Source organism: Aeromonas ichthyocola (assembly GCF_046087985.1).
GTDB classification, from domain to species: domain Bacteria; phylum Pseudomonadota; class Gammaproteobacteria; order Enterobacterales; family Aeromonadaceae; genus Aeromonas; species Aeromonas rivipollensis.
In genome coordinates this window covers 216,468-232,112 of record NZ_JBJSWH010000005.1, presented here as the reverse complement: position 1 = coordinate 232,112, position 15,645 = coordinate 216,468, and the positions used below count along the sequence as shown (strand labels likewise).

At 58.1% G+C, this 15,645-nt stretch carries 16 protein-coding genes and 1 pseudogene; 2 read left to right on the top strand and 15 right to left on the bottom strand.

Features of this window, described 5'->3' with window-relative positions; translation table 11 throughout:
- Window positions 1-44 precede the first annotated feature (44 nt).
- Genes ACF2JD_RS16155 through rnr form a run of 4 tightly spaced genes read right to left on the bottom strand, consistent with a single transcriptional unit; the run spans window position 45 to window position 4,243 of the window.
- The gene (locus ACF2JD_RS16155) at window positions 45-497 is read right to left on the bottom strand and encodes a GNAT family N-acetyltransferase (RefSeq protein WP_168236415.1); all 453 of its coding nucleotides are present in this window, start codon (window positions 495-497) and stop codon (window positions 45-47) included.
- A 56-nt stretch (window positions 498-553) separates the two neighbouring features.
- The gene (locus ACF2JD_RS16150; RefSeq protein ID WP_168236414.1) at window positions 554-1,123 is read right to left on the bottom strand and encodes a Crp/Fnr family transcriptional regulator; all 570 of its coding nucleotides are present in this window, start codon (window positions 1,121-1,123) and stop codon (window positions 554-556) included.
- Between the two features lie 7 nt (window positions 1,124-1,130).
- Window positions 1,131-1,880: a 23S rRNA (guanosine(2251)-2'-O)-methyltransferase RlmB gene (gene rlmB / locus ACF2JD_RS16145; RefSeq protein ID WP_168236413.1), complete on the bottom strand. Its 750-nt coding sequence runs from the start codon at window positions 1,878-1,880 to the stop codon at window positions 1,131-1,133.
- Entirely contained in the window at window positions 1,877-4,243 is a 2,367-nt protein-coding gene (gene rnr / locus ACF2JD_RS16140; RefSeq protein ID WP_106884977.1) for a ribonuclease R, read from the bottom strand. The genes rlmB and rnr overlap by 4 nt, the downstream gene beginning before the upstream one ends.
- A 133-nt stretch (window positions 4,244-4,376) precedes the next feature.
- On the opposite strand from rnr, the pseudogene ACF2JD_RS16135 reads away from it, so the two are divergent.
- Window positions 4,377-5,400: pseudogene (locus ACF2JD_RS16135) on the top strand (GGDEF domain-containing protein).
- A gap of 60 nt (window positions 5,401-5,460) precedes the next feature.
- Here the strand turns inward: ACF2JD_RS16135 and luxS are convergent.
- From luxS to ACF2JD_RS16115, 4 genes are all read right to left on the bottom strand, one after another.
- The gene (gene luxS / locus ACF2JD_RS16130) at window positions 5,461-5,970 is read right to left on the bottom strand and encodes an S-ribosylhomocysteine lyase (protein WP_106884978.1); all 510 of its coding nucleotides are present in this window, start codon (window positions 5,968-5,970) and stop codon (window positions 5,461-5,463) included.
- Between the two features lie 17 nt (window positions 5,971-5,987).
- Window positions 5,988-6,581, bottom strand: coding sequence for a transglycosylase SLT domain-containing protein (locus ACF2JD_RS16125; protein ID WP_163149504.1), 594 nt, complete (start codon window positions 6,579-6,581; stop codon window positions 5,988-5,990).
- Window positions 6,582-6,642: 61 nt separating this feature from the next.
- Entirely contained in the window at window positions 6,643-6,981 is a 339-nt protein-coding gene (gene glnB, locus ACF2JD_RS16120; RefSeq protein ID WP_025325723.1) for a nitrogen regulatory protein P-II, read from the bottom strand.
- A gap of 9 nt (window positions 6,982-6,990) precedes the next feature.
- On the bottom strand, window positions 6,991-8,613 hold the full coding sequence (locus tag ACF2JD_RS16115; RefSeq protein ID WP_440987776.1) for an NAD+ synthase: 1,623 nt from the start codon (window positions 8,611-8,613) through the stop codon (window positions 6,991-6,993).
- A gap of 138 nt (window positions 8,614-8,751) precedes the next feature.
- Here ACF2JD_RS16115 and ACF2JD_RS16110 point away from each other — a divergent pair, with 138 nt between their 5' ends.
- Window positions 8,752-9,261, top strand: a complete 510-nt coding sequence (locus ACF2JD_RS16110; protein ID WP_106884981.1) for a GspH/FimT family pseudopilin — start codon at window positions 8,752-8,754, stop codon at window positions 9,259-9,261.
- Window positions 9,262-9,274: 13 nt separating this feature from the next.
- Here ACF2JD_RS16110 and ACF2JD_RS16105 read toward each other — a convergent pair whose 3' ends face one another.
- The 7 genes from ACF2JD_RS16105 to ACF2JD_RS22690 all read right to left on the bottom strand — a co-directional run bounded on the left by ACF2JD_RS16105 (window position 9,275) and on the right by ACF2JD_RS22690 (window position 15,566).
- On the bottom strand, window positions 9,275-9,559 hold the full coding sequence (locus tag ACF2JD_RS16105) for a TapY2 family type IVa secretion system protein (protein WP_234690111.1): 285 nt from the start codon (window positions 9,557-9,559) through the stop codon (window positions 9,275-9,277).
- Window positions 9,556-13,134 carry a pilus assembly protein gene (locus ACF2JD_RS16100; RefSeq protein ID WP_408752036.1) on the bottom strand — a complete coding sequence of 1,193 codons (3,579 nt, stop codon included), beginning with the start codon at window positions 13,132-13,134 and terminating at the stop codon, window positions 9,556-9,558. Before ACF2JD_RS16100 ends, ACF2JD_RS16105 begins: the two co-directional genes overlap by 4 nt.
- Window positions 13,135-13,145: 11 nt before the next feature.
- Window positions 13,146-13,589 carry a type IVa pilus pseudopilin TppD gene (gene tppD, locus ACF2JD_RS16095; RefSeq protein WP_408752034.1) on the bottom strand — a complete coding sequence of 148 codons (444 nt, stop codon included), beginning with the start codon at window positions 13,587-13,589 and terminating at the stop codon, window positions 13,146-13,148.
- A complete protein-coding gene (locus ACF2JD_RS16090) occupies window positions 13,586-14,026 on the bottom strand; it encodes a PilW family protein (RefSeq protein WP_440987775.1) in 441 nt (146 codons plus the stop codon). Before ACF2JD_RS16090 ends, tppD begins: the two co-directional genes overlap by 4 nt.
- Complete coding sequence (locus tag ACF2JD_RS16085) at window positions 14,023-14,556, bottom strand: PilW family protein (RefSeq protein ID WP_440987774.1); 534 nt, start codon at window positions 14,554-14,556, stop codon at window positions 14,023-14,025. The genes ACF2JD_RS16090 and ACF2JD_RS16085 overlap by 4 nt, the downstream gene beginning before the upstream one ends.
- A 471-nt stretch (window positions 14,557-15,027) precedes the next feature.
- The gene (locus tag ACF2JD_RS16080) at window positions 15,028-15,156 is read right to left on the bottom strand and encodes a prepilin-type N-terminal cleavage/methylation domain-containing protein (RefSeq protein WP_440987773.1); all 129 of its coding nucleotides are present in this window, start codon (window positions 15,154-15,156) and stop codon (window positions 15,028-15,030) included.
- Between the two features lie 2 nt (window positions 15,157-15,158).
- Window positions 15,159-15,566, bottom strand: a complete 408-nt coding sequence (locus ACF2JD_RS22690) for a type IV pilin protein (protein ID WP_456305340.1) — start codon at window positions 15,564-15,566, stop codon at window positions 15,159-15,161.
- Window positions 15,567-15,645 lie beyond the last annotated feature (79 nt).

Sequence of the window (15,645 nt, the reverse complement as noted above, 5' to 3'; positions counted from 1 at the left end):
ATATGGGAGCCAGCTCATGAAGGCTCCCAGGACTTGCCATCAACTCAGGGGGCTTTGCGCATCCCCATATGAGGGATGTCGTCTTCGATATAGCCCTCCCCTTCCGGCACGAAGCCGTGCTGGCCATAGAAACCCTGCAGGTGAGCCTGGGCACCGAGCCAGATGGAGTGACCCGGCCAGCGGGCCGTGCAGGCGGTCACCGCCTCGCCGATCAAGCTGTGACCCAGACCGCCCCCTCTCGACTGGGGGGATGTGACCACCCGGCCTATGGCGGCGCCATTGTCGTCGCCGATGCCGGGGGCCATGATGCGGGCATAGGCTGCCAGATGCTCTCCCTCGTAGCCGAGCAGGTGCAGCACCCCTTCGCGGCGATCCAGTCCATCCAGATCCTGGAAGGGGCAGCTCTGCTCCACCACGAACACCTCGGCCCGCAGGGCCAGCAACTCGTACAACTCGTCCGTGGTCAGTTCAGACCAGGGTTTCAGGATCCAGTTCATGGGCGACTCCTTATCGGTTAGGCCCGCCAGCATAGGTGAGCACCGCCAGGGCGGCATTAACCTTGGTTAAGACTTTTAAGCCGTTTGCGAATGCGGCTGAGGCTGATAGGGGTGATCCCCAGATAGGCGGCGATCTGGTGATCCGGCACCCTGGCATCCAGGGCCGGGAAGCACTGCAGGAAGTGCTGGTAGCGGGCTTGGGGGCTCTCGGTCAACAGCAGCAACTCCTTCTCCTCCTTGATACGCAGCTGCACCGCCAGCAGGTGCTGATACCAGGCGGACCAGCAGGAGAGCTGGCGCAGGTCGGCCAGCTGGAACAGCTGCAACCGGCAGGGTTCCAGCGCCTCCACGCTATAGCGGGCGGGTTCACCACTGAGCAGGTGATGGAAGTCGAGAAACTCGTCCCCCTCCCAGTAGAACTCCTTGACGTACTCCCGCCCATCCGCCAGCACCACCTTGGCTCGCAGCAACCCCTGCTCCACCCTGACCAGCAGATCCGGGTTGTCACCGGCGTGCCAGAGACAGGTTTTTGGGGCCAGCCGCAGCGGCCGGGCAAAAGAGAGGAGGCGCGTGGCCTCCTGCTCATCTGTGACCCTGTCCCAACAAAAGGGAGGTCTGTCCGTCATCACGGCGTTAGCTGCGGCGCTGACGCACGGCTTCGAACAGGCAGACGCCGCTCGCCACCGAGACGTTGAGGCTGGATACCGCCCCTGCCATCGGGATGCTCACCAGTTCGTCGCAATGTTCGCGGGTCAGGCGACGCATCCCCTTGCCCTCGGCGCCCATCACCAGCGCCATAGGGCCGGTCAGCTTGGCCTGATAGAGGTCGTGGTCCGCCTCGCCGGCGGTGCCGACGATCCAGACGCCGCGATCCTGCAACTCACGCAGGGTGCGGGCCAGGTTGGTGACCTGAATGAGCGGCACCACTTCGGCGGCGCCACAGGCGACCTTGCGCACTATGGAGGTCAGGCCGGTGGCCTTGTCCCGCGGCACTATCACCGCATGGACCCCGGCCGCATCGGCGCTGCGCAGGCAGGCGCCGAGGTTGTGCGGGTCAGTCACCCCATCGAGCACCAGCAGGAAAGGTTGGGCCTTTTGATCGGCCAGGCTGTCCAGCAGGCTGGCCAGGTCGTGCTCGGCCAGCTTGGGCGCTTCTATCACCTTGGCCATGATGCCCTGGTGATTGTTGCCCTCGGCTTTATCATCGAGCGTCTTGCGGTTCACGCTCTGCACCTTGATGCCGAGGGATTCCAGCTCGATCAGCAAGGGTTGCAGCCGGTCGTCATCACGGCCCTTGAGGGCCCATACCTCGATGAAACGCTCCGGGGTGCGCTCCAGCAGCGCGGATACAGCGTGAATGCCGTAGATCAGTTCTGTACTCATTTAGTGCTCTTGGTCTTGTCCCGAGCCTTCTTGCTCGGTCGTCTGTTGCTGGGCTTGGCACGGCCACCCTTGTCGGATTTGCCGCTATCCTTGCTCTCTTTGCGTTTATCGTGACGCTGGCCACCCTTGGCTGGCTTGCGCACCACCTCTTTGCCATCCTTGCCGGTCAGCGGCGCTTCCACCATCACGAAGTCGATCTTGCGATCGTCCAGGTTCACGCCCATCACCTTGACGCGCACCTTGTCACCCAGACGGTAGCGACGGCGGAAGTTCTCGCCGATCAGCTGCATGTGCAGGGGATCAAACTGGTAGTAGTCGTTGGTGAGGGTACTGACGTGCACCAGACCGTCGATGTGGATATCCGCCAGGCGCACGAAGAAGCCAAAGCCGGTAACGCTGGCGATGACGCCGTCGAAGTCGTCACCCACGTGATCCAGCATGTACTCGCACTTGAGCCAGTCGGCCACGTCGCGGGTCGCATCGTCGGCACGGCGCTCTGTCATGGAGCAGTGCTCGCCCATGGGATCCACTTCTTCCAGCTGGTAGTGGTAACCACCGCTCGGAGTCCACTTGTGGCGCAGGTTGCCCTGCTGTTCCTTGGCCGTCTGGTACTTGATGGCGCGGTGCAAAATGAGGTCGGGGTAACGACGGATCGGCGAGGTGAAGTGAGCGTAAGACTTCAGCGCCAGACCGAAGTGACCTATGTTGTCGGCCTGATAGACCGCCTGGCGCATGGAGCGCAGCAGCATGGTGGAGAGCAGCTCCGCATCCGGGCGCCCTTCAAACTTGGCGGCCAGCTCGGCAAAGTCTTTCGGCTCTGGCTCGAGGCCACCCTTGAGCTCCAGACCCAGTTCGGCCAGGAAGTCACGGAAACCGGTCAGACGCTCTTCGCCCGGGCGGTCGTGCACCCGGAACAGGGCAGAGGCTTCGTTCTTCTCGATGTAACGGGCCGCGGCCACGTTCGCCTGGATCATGCACTCTTCGATGATCTTGTGGGCATCGTTGCGCACCAGCGGCACTATCTGGTCGATCTTGCGCTGGGCGTTGAAGATGAAGCGGGTCTCTTCGCTCTCGAATTCCACGGCGCCACGCTGGTGACGGGCGTGCTTGAGCGCCTTGTAGAGGTTGTTGAGCTCCTCGATGTGACCCACCAGCGGCTCGTACTGCTGACGCAGCTTGGGCTCGCCATCCAGGATCCCCGCCACCTTGCTGTAGGTCATGCGGGCGTGGGAATTCATCACGGCTTCGTAGAACTTGTAACCGGACATGCGGCCGGCGGCTGAGATGGTCATCTCGCACACCATGCAGAGGCGGTCAACCTGCGGGTTCAGGGAGCAGAGGCCGTTGGAGAGCACCTCCGGCAGCATGGGCACCACGAACTCGGGGAAGTAGACGGAGTTGCCGCGCTGATAGGCTTCGGCATCCAGCGCCGTACCGGGCTTCACATAGGCGGAGACGTCTGCGATGGCTACCCACAGGCGCCAGCCGCCACCGCGCTTGGCTTCACAGAAGACGGCGTCATCGAAGTCGCGGGCATCTTCCCCGTCTATGGTGACCAGCGGCAGGGCACGCAGATCGATGCGACCCTCTTTGGCCTTCTCCGGCACCTGCTCGCCCAGACCGGCAACCTCCTTGGTCACCTCTTCCGGCCAGGTGTGCGGGATGCCGTGGGTGCGCAGGGCGATCTCGATCTCCATGCCAGGGGCCATGTTCTCGCCCAGCACGTCCAGCACAGTGCCGACCGCATTGATGCGGGAGGTGGCGCGCTGGGTGATGCGAACGACCACCACCTGGCTCTGGCGGGCACCCTTGTTCTCCCCTTCCGGGATGATGATGTCCTGGCCGATGCGGCTGTCATCCGGCACCACGAAGCCAACCCCGTTCTCGACGAAGTAGCGGCCGACGATGTCAGCCTCGCGGGCCTTGAGCAGGCGTACCAGACGCGCTTCCTGACGACCCTTGCGGTCGATCTCGGTGGGCTGCACCAGCACGTAGTCGCCGTGCATCAGCCGCTGCATCTCGCGGTTGTTCAGGAAGAGATCCGATCCACCACCCTCGGGGCGCAGAAAACCGAATCCATCTTTGTGGCCGAGCACATAGCCTTTCACCAGATTCAGACGATCCGGCAGGGCGTAACATTGGTTGCGAGTGAATACCAGTTGCCCATCGCGCTCCATGGCGCGCAGACGACGGCGCAAGGCTTCCAACGGCTCTTCGTCGGTCAGCTTGAGGACCTTGGCCAACTCCTCCCGGGACATGGGTTTCTCATGACCACGGATAAGCTCCAGCAGCATCTCGCGGCTGGCGATGGGGTTATCGTATTTTTCGGCCTCGCGTTGGAGGAAAGGATCTTTTTGAGACATAAGCAGGCCTTAGGGTAGGTAGTAACGCAGACATTATATCGAAGGGGGGAGCTAATGGCATCCATCGACTGCCTTTTGCCCAATCTCTCTGTCATACTGGGCAAAGTTTGCAGGTATGTGAGACTCGGAACTCATGAGCAAGGACTCGTTCGCCCAATCAGCCGCCTATTTGAAACAGGCGGTCCCCCTGATGATCAAGTATCAAATCCCCACCACCCCGAACAATTATTCATCTTTGGTACAACTACGTCTCCGGCGCCATGCCCGAGCTGAACAATGCCGTCGATCACGCCATAAAACTGCAGGGCACCTTCTCCCTCACCACCTGTGAGCGTCTCTATCACCAGCATCTGGCCAGCCAGGACGAACAGCAGATGGAGACCATGAAGCTCAATCTGGTCGCCATGGCCAACGAGCTCGGCCACTCCATGCAGGATGCGCTGGTCGACACCAGCCAGTTCCAGGCGATGCTCGACAAGAGCTTCGACAAGTTGAGCCTCATCGATGACGAGGGGCTGAGCCTGGACGACACCATGGCCATCTTGCGGGAGCTGGTGCGCGAGTCGCGGGACGTGCGCATGTCTACCCTGCACTTTCGCAACCAGCTCAGCAGCGCCGAGAAGGAGATCAAGGAGCTAAAGGCGGCGCTGAACGAGACGCGCAAGATGGCCACCGAGGATGCCCTCACTTCCCTGCTCAACCGCCGCGCCTTCGATCTGGAGATGGACAGCCTGATCCGCAACAAGCAGCCCTTCTCGTTGATCATGACCGACATCGATCGTTTCAAGAATTTCAACGACGAATATGGCCACTTGCTGGGGGATCAGGTGCTGCGCATCGTCGGCAAGCGGCTGCGGGAAGTCAGCAAGGAGGGCATCACTGCCTATCGGCTCGGGGGGGAAGAGTTTGCCCTGCTGGTGCCGGGCCGGGCTCTGGCACTGACCCGCCAGATGGCGGAGAGCCTGCGCCGGGTCATAGAGCGGATGTCACTGCTGGATCGCAAATCGGGCCGGCGCATCGATCACATCACCGCCTCCTTCGGTGTGGGGGAATACAATGGCCAGGAGACGGCAGACGCCCTGATAGAGCGCACCGACAAGCTGCTCTACAAGGCCAAGGAGCTCGGTCGCAACCGGGTGATGCCGCTTCCCTCCTGAGCACATCAGACACAAAAAAGGCCGGTCAATGACCGGCCTTTTCAACTTTACCGCGTCGGCTCAGAGGCTTTTCAGCTTCTCTTCCGGCAGCGCCAGCTCATCGTTGTGGTTGACGCCGATGCCGCGCTCCAGCACGTGGCGGGCGATGGCATGGGCCTCTTCCAGGGAGTGCATGCTGTAGGTACCGCACTGGTATTCGTTCAGCTCGGGGATCTTCCCCTGCTCCTGCACTGTCAGCACATCGCTCATGGCAGCCTGCCAGGCCGCACCCACGCGAGCCTCGTCCGGCGCGCCGATCAGGCTCATGTAGAAGCCGGTACGGCAGCCCATGGGGGAAATGTCGATGATCTCGACCCCGTTGCCGTTCAGGTGATCACGCATGAAACCGGCAAAGAGGTGCTCGAGGGTGTGGATGCCGCGCTCGGAGAGGATCTCCTGGTTCGGCACGCAGAAGCGCAGATCGAACACGGTAATGGTGTCCTTGCTCGGGGTCTGCATGGTCTTGGCCACCCGGACTGCCGGGGCTGCCATGCGGGTATGGTCGACGGTAAAACTGTCCAATAACGGCATTTCTGACTCCTGATTGGTTACGAGAACCAGCCCCCGCTGGGGAGCCGATCCTTGCATTGTCGATACTGGGCGCCGTAGCGTTGGGCACGGGCCTCCACCTTGCGGGAGACCTTCATCAGCCACCCCTTGCTGCGGTAGCTGCCACGCCGGTAGCCACCCCAGCCTTCGTGATAGTTGAGATACTGGCCATAGGCATCCCACTTGGAGGTGCCGTTGAGCCGCTGCGCCTTGTTAGTGTACCAGCCCATGAAATCGATGGCGTCGGCGAAGTCGTCGCGATCGCTCCAGCCGTTGCCTGTCTCACGCTGATAGTCGTCCCAAGTCTCATCCTTGACCTGGGCATAGCCGTAGGCAGAGCTGGCACGCCCGGTCGGGATGAAGAGGAAGTATTGCATCGGCGGCTGGGCATCGTGCACGAAGGAAGACTCCTGATACATCATGGCCATCACCACGTGCACCGGGGTCCCCCACTTCTCGTTCATCTTGAGTGCCGCCTTGTGCCACTCCGGCTTCTCCCGAAAGATCTGGCACAGGTTTTCCGGCTGGGCCGGTGGCCGGGAGCTGCAAGCCGTCAGCGCCATCAGCAGGCCTGCCGCCACCACGAGACGCATCCCTGAGATCAAGGGGGTTACATCGTCGTGTTTTTGGTCGTTTCGAGGCACATCCATCACATCAAATCGCGTCTTCGTTCTCTTCGCCGGTACGGATACGAATGACACGCTCCACCTCGCAGACGAAGATCTTGCCATCACCGATCTTGCCGGTGCGGGCGGTGTTCTGGATCGCTTCCAGACAGGCGTCGAGCTCTTCGTCCTGCACCACCAGCTCTACTTTCACCTTGGGCAGGAAGTCGACCATGTACTCGGCACCGCGGTAGAGCTCGGTGTGGCCCTTCTGGCGCCCGAAGCCTTTGACTTCGGATACCGTCATGCCGTTGATGCCGATCTCGGCCAGGGCTTCGCGCACATCGTCCAGCTTGAACGGTTTGATGATGGCTTCAATCTTCTTCATGGTGACTCCTTACCAGTTCTGTTTACCGAACCCGGACGTAATGGGGTAGCGGCGATCCTTACCAAAGTTGCGAGCCGTGATGCGGGGCCCGACGGCAGCCTGACGGCGCTTGTACTCGTTGAGATCCACCAGACGGATCACCTTGCGCACCACGGCTTCTTCGAAGCCCTCCGCCACCATGTCGGCGACCGAGGCATCTTCTTCCACATAGCGCTTGAGGATGGCGTCCAGAATGTCGTAGGGAGGCAGGCTGTCCTGATCCACCTGATCCGGTGCCAGCTCTGCCGAAGGGGGACGATCGATGACCCGCTGCGGGATCACGTAGTCGACAGAGTTGCGATATTCGCACAGCTTGAAGACCAGCGTCTTGGGTACGTCCTTGAGCACGTCAAAGCCGCCCGCCATGTCACCATACAGGGTGGCATAGCCGACCGCCATCTCGCTCTTGTTGCCGGTGGTCAATACGATGCGGCGACGCTTGTTGGAGAGTGCCATCAAGAGCACACCGCGGCAGCGGGCCTGCAGGTTCTCTTCGGTGGTATCCCGGGCCGTCCCTTCAAACAGCGGCGCCAGCTGGGTCATGAAACCTTCGAACATAGGCTCGATGGAGATGATGTTGAACTCGACCCCCATCCGCTCTGCCTGTTCCTTGGCATCTTCCACGCTCATCTGGGCTGTGTAGCGGAACGGCATCATCACCGCCTGCACCTTGTCCGCACCTATGGCATCGGCCGCGATGGCGAGCGTCAGGGCGGAGTCGATGCCACCGGAGAGGCCCAGCACAGCCCCCTGGAAGCCGTTCTTGGTGACGTAGTCATGCACCGCCAGCACCAGCGCCTGATAGGTCTCGGCTAGGGGCTCCAGTGGCGCTGCGGGTTCCCGCTCTTTCAGCGGCTGGCCGTCGACAAAGCGCACCAGAGCAAGCTCTTCGGCAAAGGGAGCCAGCTTGTGAGTCAGCTCGCTCTGACCGTTGAACACCTTGGAGCAACCATCGAAGATCAGTTCATCCTGACCACAGACCTGATTGAGGTAAACCAGTGGCAAACCGGTCTGCTCGCAGCGCTCGGCCATCAGCTCGCGGCGGATCCAGGGTTTCTCCTGATCATAAGGGGAGGCATTGATGGTGAGCAGCAGCTCGGCACCGGCCGCCTTTGCCGCGAGTGCCGGGCCCGGTTGCCACAGATCTTCGCAGATAAGCAGCCCCAACTGGTGGCCACGGAACGACACTACGCAGGTATCGCTCGCCGCGGTGAAGTAACGCTTCTCGTCGAACACCCCGTAGTTGGGCAGATCCTGCTTGAAGTAGCGGGCGATGAGCTTGCCCTGCTCATAGAAGGAAGCTGCGTTGTAGAGCGCCTCTCCTTCACGCCAGGGGTGGCCCACCAGAATGGCGCAACGACCCTGCCAGGCCGCGACACGAGCCAGGGCCGCCTCCACACGGATCATCAGATCGCTGCGCAGCAGCAGATCTTCAGGCGGGTAGCCGGTCAGCGCCAGCTCGGAGCAGACCAGCAGATCGGCTCCTTGCTGGTCGGCCTCTGCGGCGGCAGCCAGCACCTTGTCACAGTTATCTTCGATAGCGCCTACCGTCAGATTTAACTGGGCAAGCATCAGAGAGAGGGCTTTTGCCATGGCGATGCATCTTGAATTCGAAAATGATGGGGAATGATAAAGAAAAGGGGCTGGCTGTGCCAGCTCAACACTTGGCCTTTGCGCTGGTGTTCTGGCTGTCTGGAGATAAGATGTAACTAATCGAGGGAGATATTTGCCATGATCAAGGATGTGAAAGGATTCACTCTGCTGGAACTGATGATAGCGGTCAGTCTCGGGGTCATCTTGCTCGGGATTGGGGCACCGGCCATGTCGAGTCTGCTCAGTGAGAACAGCTTGCGATTTGAATCACGCACTCTCCTGAAATACCTGCGCTTTGCCCGCAGCCAAGCCATCGACAACCAGCAATCAGTCACCGCCTGCCTGGCCAATGCCAGCGACAACTGCGTCACTGCCAACCCGACTCAGTTGCTGGTATTCGTCGATAATGATGCTCCGGCAGACAACATCTTGAATAACAGCGATCAATTTCTGGCCAGAACCGCTGCATTTGCCGGAACACTGACAATCTCCAACAACCGGATTTCCACCACCTTCAGCCCGGATGGCACCAGCCTCGGCAGCAATGCCACTATCAGCCTCTGCCGCTCAGGCAATGCCCAAGTCAACTTGGTCATTGCCCAATCGGGGCGCTCCAGCCAGTCAACCCAGGCCAACGTCTGCCCCTGAAAACGTCGGCTCACTAGCGTAACTGGCTGGCGTCCTGCTGCTGTCCCTCCTTTGACTGAAACTTCTCCCCCAGCGGGCGGCACTCCAACAGTGTCTTCACCGGCTCTACTGCCCCGTCGACCTCATATCCTCTCTTCTTGAATTTCTCGTGTACAGCCTGAGGAGAAGTATCCGTCACAGGACCATGCAACACGACTCGCTGTCCATTCGCCAGCTCGGCGTAACACTTCATGTCCTCCGCCAGCGCCGCTCCCGATAACAACAGGCTCAGGCCCAACACCGTGCTCAGTGGTTTCATTGCGCCTCTCCTTCATACAGGTAAATTTTCTTGGGCGACATGTCCATTTCCGCCTCTTCCGCGCCCTGGTTGCACTCCCCGGCACCAGTACAACGCTCCGGCTCACCGTCACCCTCGTCCTTGAGAATCACCTCCTCCCCAACACCTCCTCCAATGATACGGACCTTGGCATCATCCCCTGCATGCACCACCAGATCATCCGCCACCTTGTTTTGCACTTCCACGTAGCGTTCCGGCGTTTCATTGCCATCGAGATCGACCACATAACGGAAGGAGCTGCCATAGTGCATGTCCACCATGTACTGGCGCGCCGCACCTATAGACTGAATGGTGCATTGCTGGAAAGACTGCACCTGCGGCAGGAACGAGGTGAAGTAAAGTTTGCCCTGCAACACCACACCCGCCCCCATGGACTTCTCGCCGGGCTCGTTCAACCAGTTGACCCAACCTTTGGCTGTGGTGATCCCCGCCTTGGTCGCCAGAACATCATCACTGGTCGTCTGTGCCGACAGGGGGTCTGAGGTCACGTCGTAGAGATCGGTAATCAGGATGGGATCTCTGGCCTGTGCAGTAGTTGCGCGGGGCATGACGTCATAGTCACGCAACATGAAATAACCATTGCGGACAGTCGCTTCCGAGGAGGGCCGATTGCGATCACCACTGCCGATCAGCACAGCATCAAAGGGGCGATCCTGGTAGGAATAGACAGTATTCCCCCCCACCACTGTACGTGTCACTTCCTTGTTGATGGTGCGCACCACTATAGGTTGCGTAAAGAAGCGGCGATCGGCGGCCTGAGTGCTGTCAGATCCCAGACTGGCAAATTTGAATACCCGCCAATCTGATTTGGTGGCATTCGGGAGATCCATCCGCCAGATATTACCTCCGGTATCCCCTGCATAGATGCGGTCAGTCTTGCCATCACCATCGCTATCCAGGGTCGCCACCGAGCCAGGCATGCTGTCAGCCATCCCCGTTACCTGGAGATTTGTGGTTGAGGTGGCTGCCGGGGTCGCACTGAACACCAAGGCCCCTGTCTCGGCGTTGACGATATAGATCCCCCTACCCATGCTGTCATTCGCCCCCAGCCCCTGGGCACTCTTGTTCACGTCATAGCCGCCAGCAAAGATCAGGACTGGTGTGGTGACCCCTGGCACAAAGGCAACCTCAGGCACCGACCAGGTCAAACCCAGCTCGCCGAAGCCCGTCGTTTGGGAGTTCAGGCGCCATTTCAGCGTCGGCGTATCGGGGCTGGAGATATCAAAGGCGTAATAGGCCTTTCCACCGCTTCTCAATCCAGTGAATACCCAAACGAAGTCATTCTCGGACGATTTCAACACCCCATTTCGATTGACATCTTTGATGAGGGCGACAGGAGAGGAGTCAACACCATAAATATGATCCGCAGATTCTGCGTTGATACGCAATGCTCTCTGATTGGGCAAGAACTCATAGGGAATGGCGGCCCAACTCTCGTCTATGGTGCTGCCCATATCCTTGAACATATGAAGGAAGCCCGCATTGGTCCCAAACAAGATCCGCAAATCAGGCGCATCGGCCGGGTTGCCGGATTGCGGGCCATAGTTCAGCACCAGGGGCCGGGAGTGCAGGGGATCGCCCATGATATGCGTGCGGATCAGGGTTGATGTATCAAAATCTTCGTCGTCAACATCCAACCCCTTGGTCCAGTCGATCAGGGAATCGAGTTCTGTCGTACTGCCTGCCTGCATGAAAGTCATGAGCGCCGCCTCACTGCCCGCCTGAGTCACCAGATTGGCCTTGGTCAGCGCATCGAGCCGGCTCTGGGCATTATTGATGACATAGAGACTGCGGGTGCTTTTCCCCGCCAGCATCTCTTGTGCCCCACCTTCAGCCACCTTGTTGCCATCACGACCTGATGACCAGAAGGTCTGAGCGCTGTCGATGATGGTGCCATCAAACTTGATGGCGGGCAGCCCTCGGCTATCCGCAACATAACCGTCCGGGGAAAATACCAGTTTCTTCAGATTGCCCCGCCATCTGGGCCCGTCATCCGGCTCAAACATGGCGTAATAGATATTGTTAAGGCTGCGAGTCCGGTCAAAGTTGTTACTGGCAATCGCAGGTGACACCAGTGAGGTATTGATGCGCAGGATCGCTAGCAAAGAGGCCTTTAGCGCATCGGTCAAGGCTGAGGCATCGGTCGCTGGGTAGTACTCACCACCTCCCCGCCTGGCCGTCTCCGCCAGCAGATTACCCGCCCCCGAGATAGCCTCATCACCAAATCCGACAGTAAAGGTGGTCACAGTCTGGGTCCCTGGTGAAACAGCATTGACATCCTTGTGCTTCATATAACCAGCCAAGGCAGCCAGATAGCTGTTTTCTCTGTTTCTTCCAGAACCATAAGAAACCACAGTCCCATAGGCCGCTTTTTCATCCGTGCTCAGGGTCTTGATTAGCTCCTGCACAAGGGTATCTGAAGAAGTATCCTGGGTCGGCTCGCCATCGGTGATATAGATGACATAACCGTTATTTGAGCAGTTATCATAGGGTGCCTCATAGGTACCAGTCGGACTCTCGGCTGTAGTATCTCTCGGGCTACCTTGCAGTCCATACACAACGCTTTTGCCCCCAAAGAATTGATATGCCTCACTCAACGTCTCACATAACGGTGTGTTGGTGCTGGCAGTCAGGGCTTCGACCCGATCCAACAGATCCTGCTCCCCCGTCTTGCCATTTGCCAGTGTAATCTCACTGCCTAATATGTCTCTGACAATACGCCCGCCATTATTATCAGTGTCATTGTTTCTATTAAATACCGCCAGACCAAAGTCCACCCCAGGTGTGGATGATATCAAGCCTTTCACTGCATCCTTGGCAATGCGGAGTCGAGATTCCTCTGAGTATCCGGTTGGGCCATGATACCAGCGAATATAATTGGCAGAATAAATGGTCACAGCAGTATTACTGGCATTGACAGCATTATTTTTATTGGCCGTATAAAACCACTCGCCGCTTCTACTACTGTCCTTGTCTACTGGATAACCAGCCCCAACCGTCCAGCTTCCGCTGTAGGGGTTGGCCGGGTTGCTTGCTGTAATATCCTGCTTGCAATCTACCAGATTGATATTGTTCTCTTGATCACCGCTGAGTGAATTCCATTCACCCCGCCCTCTTCCTGGTGGGTTACCATTCGTAACCTCATAACTCCACATTTGCGACTGAAAATAACCAATATTCGACAATGGAGTTTTTGAAGTCGCACAAGCATTCAACTTGTCGGAGAATCGCCTGCTGGTGTTAATAGCAGGAATACTGCCATCGGTTGAATAGTAAATGTACTTTTTACTATTGTTAGAGTCCGGATCATTGCTCAATGCAGGATACACGGTAGCAGGGTTATAGACCTCTTTGATCTGCTCCATGGTGTCAGCCATACTGCCGGAGTTATCAAATATCAGCAGCACCTTGGGGCGAAAGTCACCGGCCTTGTTGAAATCATAAATAAAAAGCTCGGTGTCATCAGCCCTTGTCGAGGTCACCGACAATACAAGGCTACACCAGCATAAAATTACTCCCAGTTGTCGTAACCACATATCCTTCGCTCCTATTCTGTGAGCAGTGGTTGTTCTACACCCGCAATCCAAGTCAACGGGCGAACATATTTTCCATAATTCACATTGGCCTGCAGCTCGACATACTTGCACGCAGGAATCACATTGTTGCTGCTGGCGTCTATCTTTCGCTTGCACACGGTTTCGGCGCGATTGGTAAGAGCGACAGCCGCCGAAGCATTGCTGCTATTGACGCTGATCGCCGCACTGGCCCCCAGAGTGGCGCCCATGCCGGCAATCACAGTCGATATGTTGTTGCTCTGCATCGCCGCTTCGATGATGCCTTCGAGCCGATGCTCCGCCTGTCGGAAGCTGGCGGACGAGCCTGCCATCTTGAGGTCTTGCCCCGAAGATTGCATCACTACCACGGCAATCAGGGTAAGGGGCAGCAAAATGATCAGGGCGACGATCAGAGCCACACCGCGCTGGGATCTCATGCTCCACCTCCCACTATTACCGCAGGATTGCGCAGCGATACACTGGTTTCCAGTAACAGACGGCGGAAACCATCTCCATTGCCTGATACGCTAGTGCTGCCAACCTGATAAACATTGTTATTCACATAACTGCTGGATGCTTGCAGTGAGCGCACCAGAATAAAGATGCGTGCCGCCACGACCCGACCTTCACTCCATTCCTGTTCAGTGACATTCGCGGTCGCGACATAACGGTCAATTTCACCATCCGGCACCGGGCTGTCGTCGACACCAAACAGCACCGTCATCCGTTCAATTCCTTCGGCCATGGGGCCGGAGATCAATACCGATCCGCCATTTGCGGTCAGGTAACGCTTTCTCAATTCAGGGTTGCCGGCGGCATTGGGAGAAAGGTAATAGATAAAGTGCTGATATTCCCAGAGTTGACGTGCCGTCATGGCTGCCGAGATAGGTCTAGTTTTGCTATTCTTGATGCCTCCTTGAACATCTGAGCCGCCTGGGTCGTTGTGGCGAGATAAAAGCGATTGCCAGTAGCTGCGGCATCCGCCAGCGGAAGACCAATCAGCCGCTTGATGCTGATGACATCCGTATTGGCGATACGCGAAGCCACAGGGATACAGGCAAAAGCCCCTCCCGTAATCGCCCTGCTGTTGTCCACCCCTGCGACCCAGATCCCCCGATTTGTTCCCACACTGGGTGGCAGGCTGCCTCGCCCAAGATTGTCCAGACAATCATTTGCGGCAAGCACACTAGACCCAGCACTCAGCGTAACCCCCTGCCCCACGGCCATGGGAGAACCCGTATAGTCCCCCCAAAAGCCAGCCCATTTCAGGTCCTGGGTGAGCAGACGCATGGCGATGCGGCCATTTTCCTGCAACTCGCTCTGATCGAAGGCATCTTCAGTGGTGGCCCGAGAGGCTACAAAGATGCTCAGGCCACCACCAATCAGAAATACTCCGATCAGCATGGCGATCAGCCACTCGACCAGAGTAAATCCACGAGCATGTCATAACGTGGTCGTCAGAATAAACTGGCGCCTCGCTGCATCGATTGTTGTAGATAACTCCACAGCTGTTGCGCACGGCGGTAACCGCATCCCCGCCATCATGATAGAGATTGCGGCCGCGCCCAGAAGATCCCCACAGTCAATACATTGTTGGCCCCGCGGATCACGCAGCCGACCGGAGAGTGCAGAGATGAGGCTGCACCGGACACACTGACCCAGCAGGGACTGTTGCCAATAGTGAAGGTCCAGCGCCTGCCGTTCGGTCCTGCTGCAATCCGCTGATGGTGCCATTGCTGTTGGCACAACTCGGCATGGCAAGATGGCGGCCTGATACGACTGTCGTGCCCTGGGCGCTCCAGCTGTCCCTGGTTGATCCTGGCCCGCTCAACCATATCGTTAGCCAGCCAGCTGGCAATCGTGCGCTGTCGAGCTTCATAACTGGCAAATTTGGAATGGGTTGCATGCAACCAGACCCAGCAGCCCCAACGACAGGATTACTGCGGTGATCATCACCTCCAGCAGGCTGAATCCTTTGTCATGTGATGAAACATGAATGGCCATGGCTATTCCCAACAGCTATTGCTAGCTGCACCAGAGGCACTTTTGACGCCCAACTGATTAATGGAAAACACCGTGCAATCGGTATCGTTAGCTTGGGCTGTCGTCGCGCCAGCACTGGCTGACAAGGTGTAGGTGTTGCCTGATACGGCAGATGGATAATTGATACAGACCATTCTCAGACGCACTACTGATACCAAGAGCAGCAGCAGAGGATGCATACTGATTGAAATCCATAAAATAGGTTTCTTGCCGATTGGCCGCATTGAGCAGCATGGCTTTTTGGCTTCGACACGATGACTGGTCAGCACATATTGCTGATAGGCGGGTAAGCGATGGTGCCAAGAATCGCCACAATGGCGAACGACAATCATCAGCTCAATAAGAGAAAAGCCACGAAAGTATCCAATCATATCCCATCCTTGGTGACAGACTGCTTTATAAGTTTAACGCCGAGCCTGTCACTAGACAAACCCGGCGTCATCAACATTG

Bases quoted from the DNA above. Each gene is read 5' to 3' on its own strand.
- ACF2JD_RS16155 (WP_168236415.1), bottom strand. From the start codon at position 497: ATGAACTGGATCCTGAAACCCTGGTCTGAACTGACCACGGACGAGTTG.
- ACF2JD_RS16150 (WP_168236414.1), bottom strand. From the start codon at position 1,123: ATGACGGACAGACCTCCCTTTTGTTGGGACAGGGTCACAGATGAGCAG.
- rlmB (WP_168236413.1), bottom strand. From the start codon at position 1,880: ATGAGTACAGAACTGATCTACGGCATTCACGCTGTATCCGCGCTGCTG.
- rnr (WP_106884977.1), bottom strand. From the start codon at position 4,243: ATGTCTCAAAAAGATCCTTTCCTCCAACGCGAGGCCGAAAAATACGAT.
- luxS (WP_106884978.1), bottom strand. From the start codon at position 5,970: ATGCCGTTATTGGACAGTTTTACCGTCGACCATACCCGCATGGCAGCC.
- ACF2JD_RS16125 (WP_163149504.1), bottom strand. From the start codon at position 6,581: ATGCGTCTCGTGGTGGCGGCAGGCCTGCTGATGGCGCTGACGGCTTGC.
- glnB (WP_025325723.1), bottom strand. From the start codon at position 6,981: ATGAAGAAGATTGAAGCCATCATCAAACCGTTCAAGCTGGACGATGTG.
- ACF2JD_RS16115 (WP_440987776.1), bottom strand. From the start codon at position 8,613: ATGGCAAAAGCCCTCTCTCTGATGCTTGCCCAGTTAAATCTGACGGTA.
- ACF2JD_RS16110 (WP_106884981.1), top strand. From the start codon at position 8,752: ATGATCAAGGATGTGAAAGGATTCACTCTGCTGGAACTGATGATAGCG.
- ACF2JD_RS16105 (WP_234690111.1), bottom strand. From the start codon at position 9,559: ATGAAACCACTGAGCACGGTGTTGGGCCTGAGCCTGTTGTTATCGGGA.
- ACF2JD_RS16100 (WP_408752036.1), bottom strand. From the start codon at position 13,134: ATGTGGTTACGACAACTGGGAGTAATTTTATGCTGGTGTAGCCTTGTA.
- tppD (WP_408752034.1), bottom strand. From the start codon at position 13,589: ATGAGATCCCAGCGCGGTGTGGCTCTGATCGTCGCCCTGATCATTTTG.
- ACF2JD_RS16090 (WP_440987775.1), bottom strand. From the start codon at position 14,026: ATGACGGCACGTCAACTCTGGGAATATCAGCACTTTATCTATTACCTT.
- ACF2JD_RS16085 (WP_440987774.1), bottom strand. From the start codon at position 14,556: ATGCTGATCGGAGTATTTCTGATTGGTGGTGGCCTGAGCATCTTTGTA.
- ACF2JD_RS16080 (WP_440987773.1), bottom strand. From the start codon at position 15,156: ATGGCCATTCATGTTTCATCACATGACAAAGGATTCAGCCTGCTGGAG.
- ACF2JD_RS22690 (WP_456305340.1), bottom strand. From the start codon at position 15,566: ATGATTGGATACTTTCGTGGCTTTTCTCTTATTGAGCTGATGATTGTC.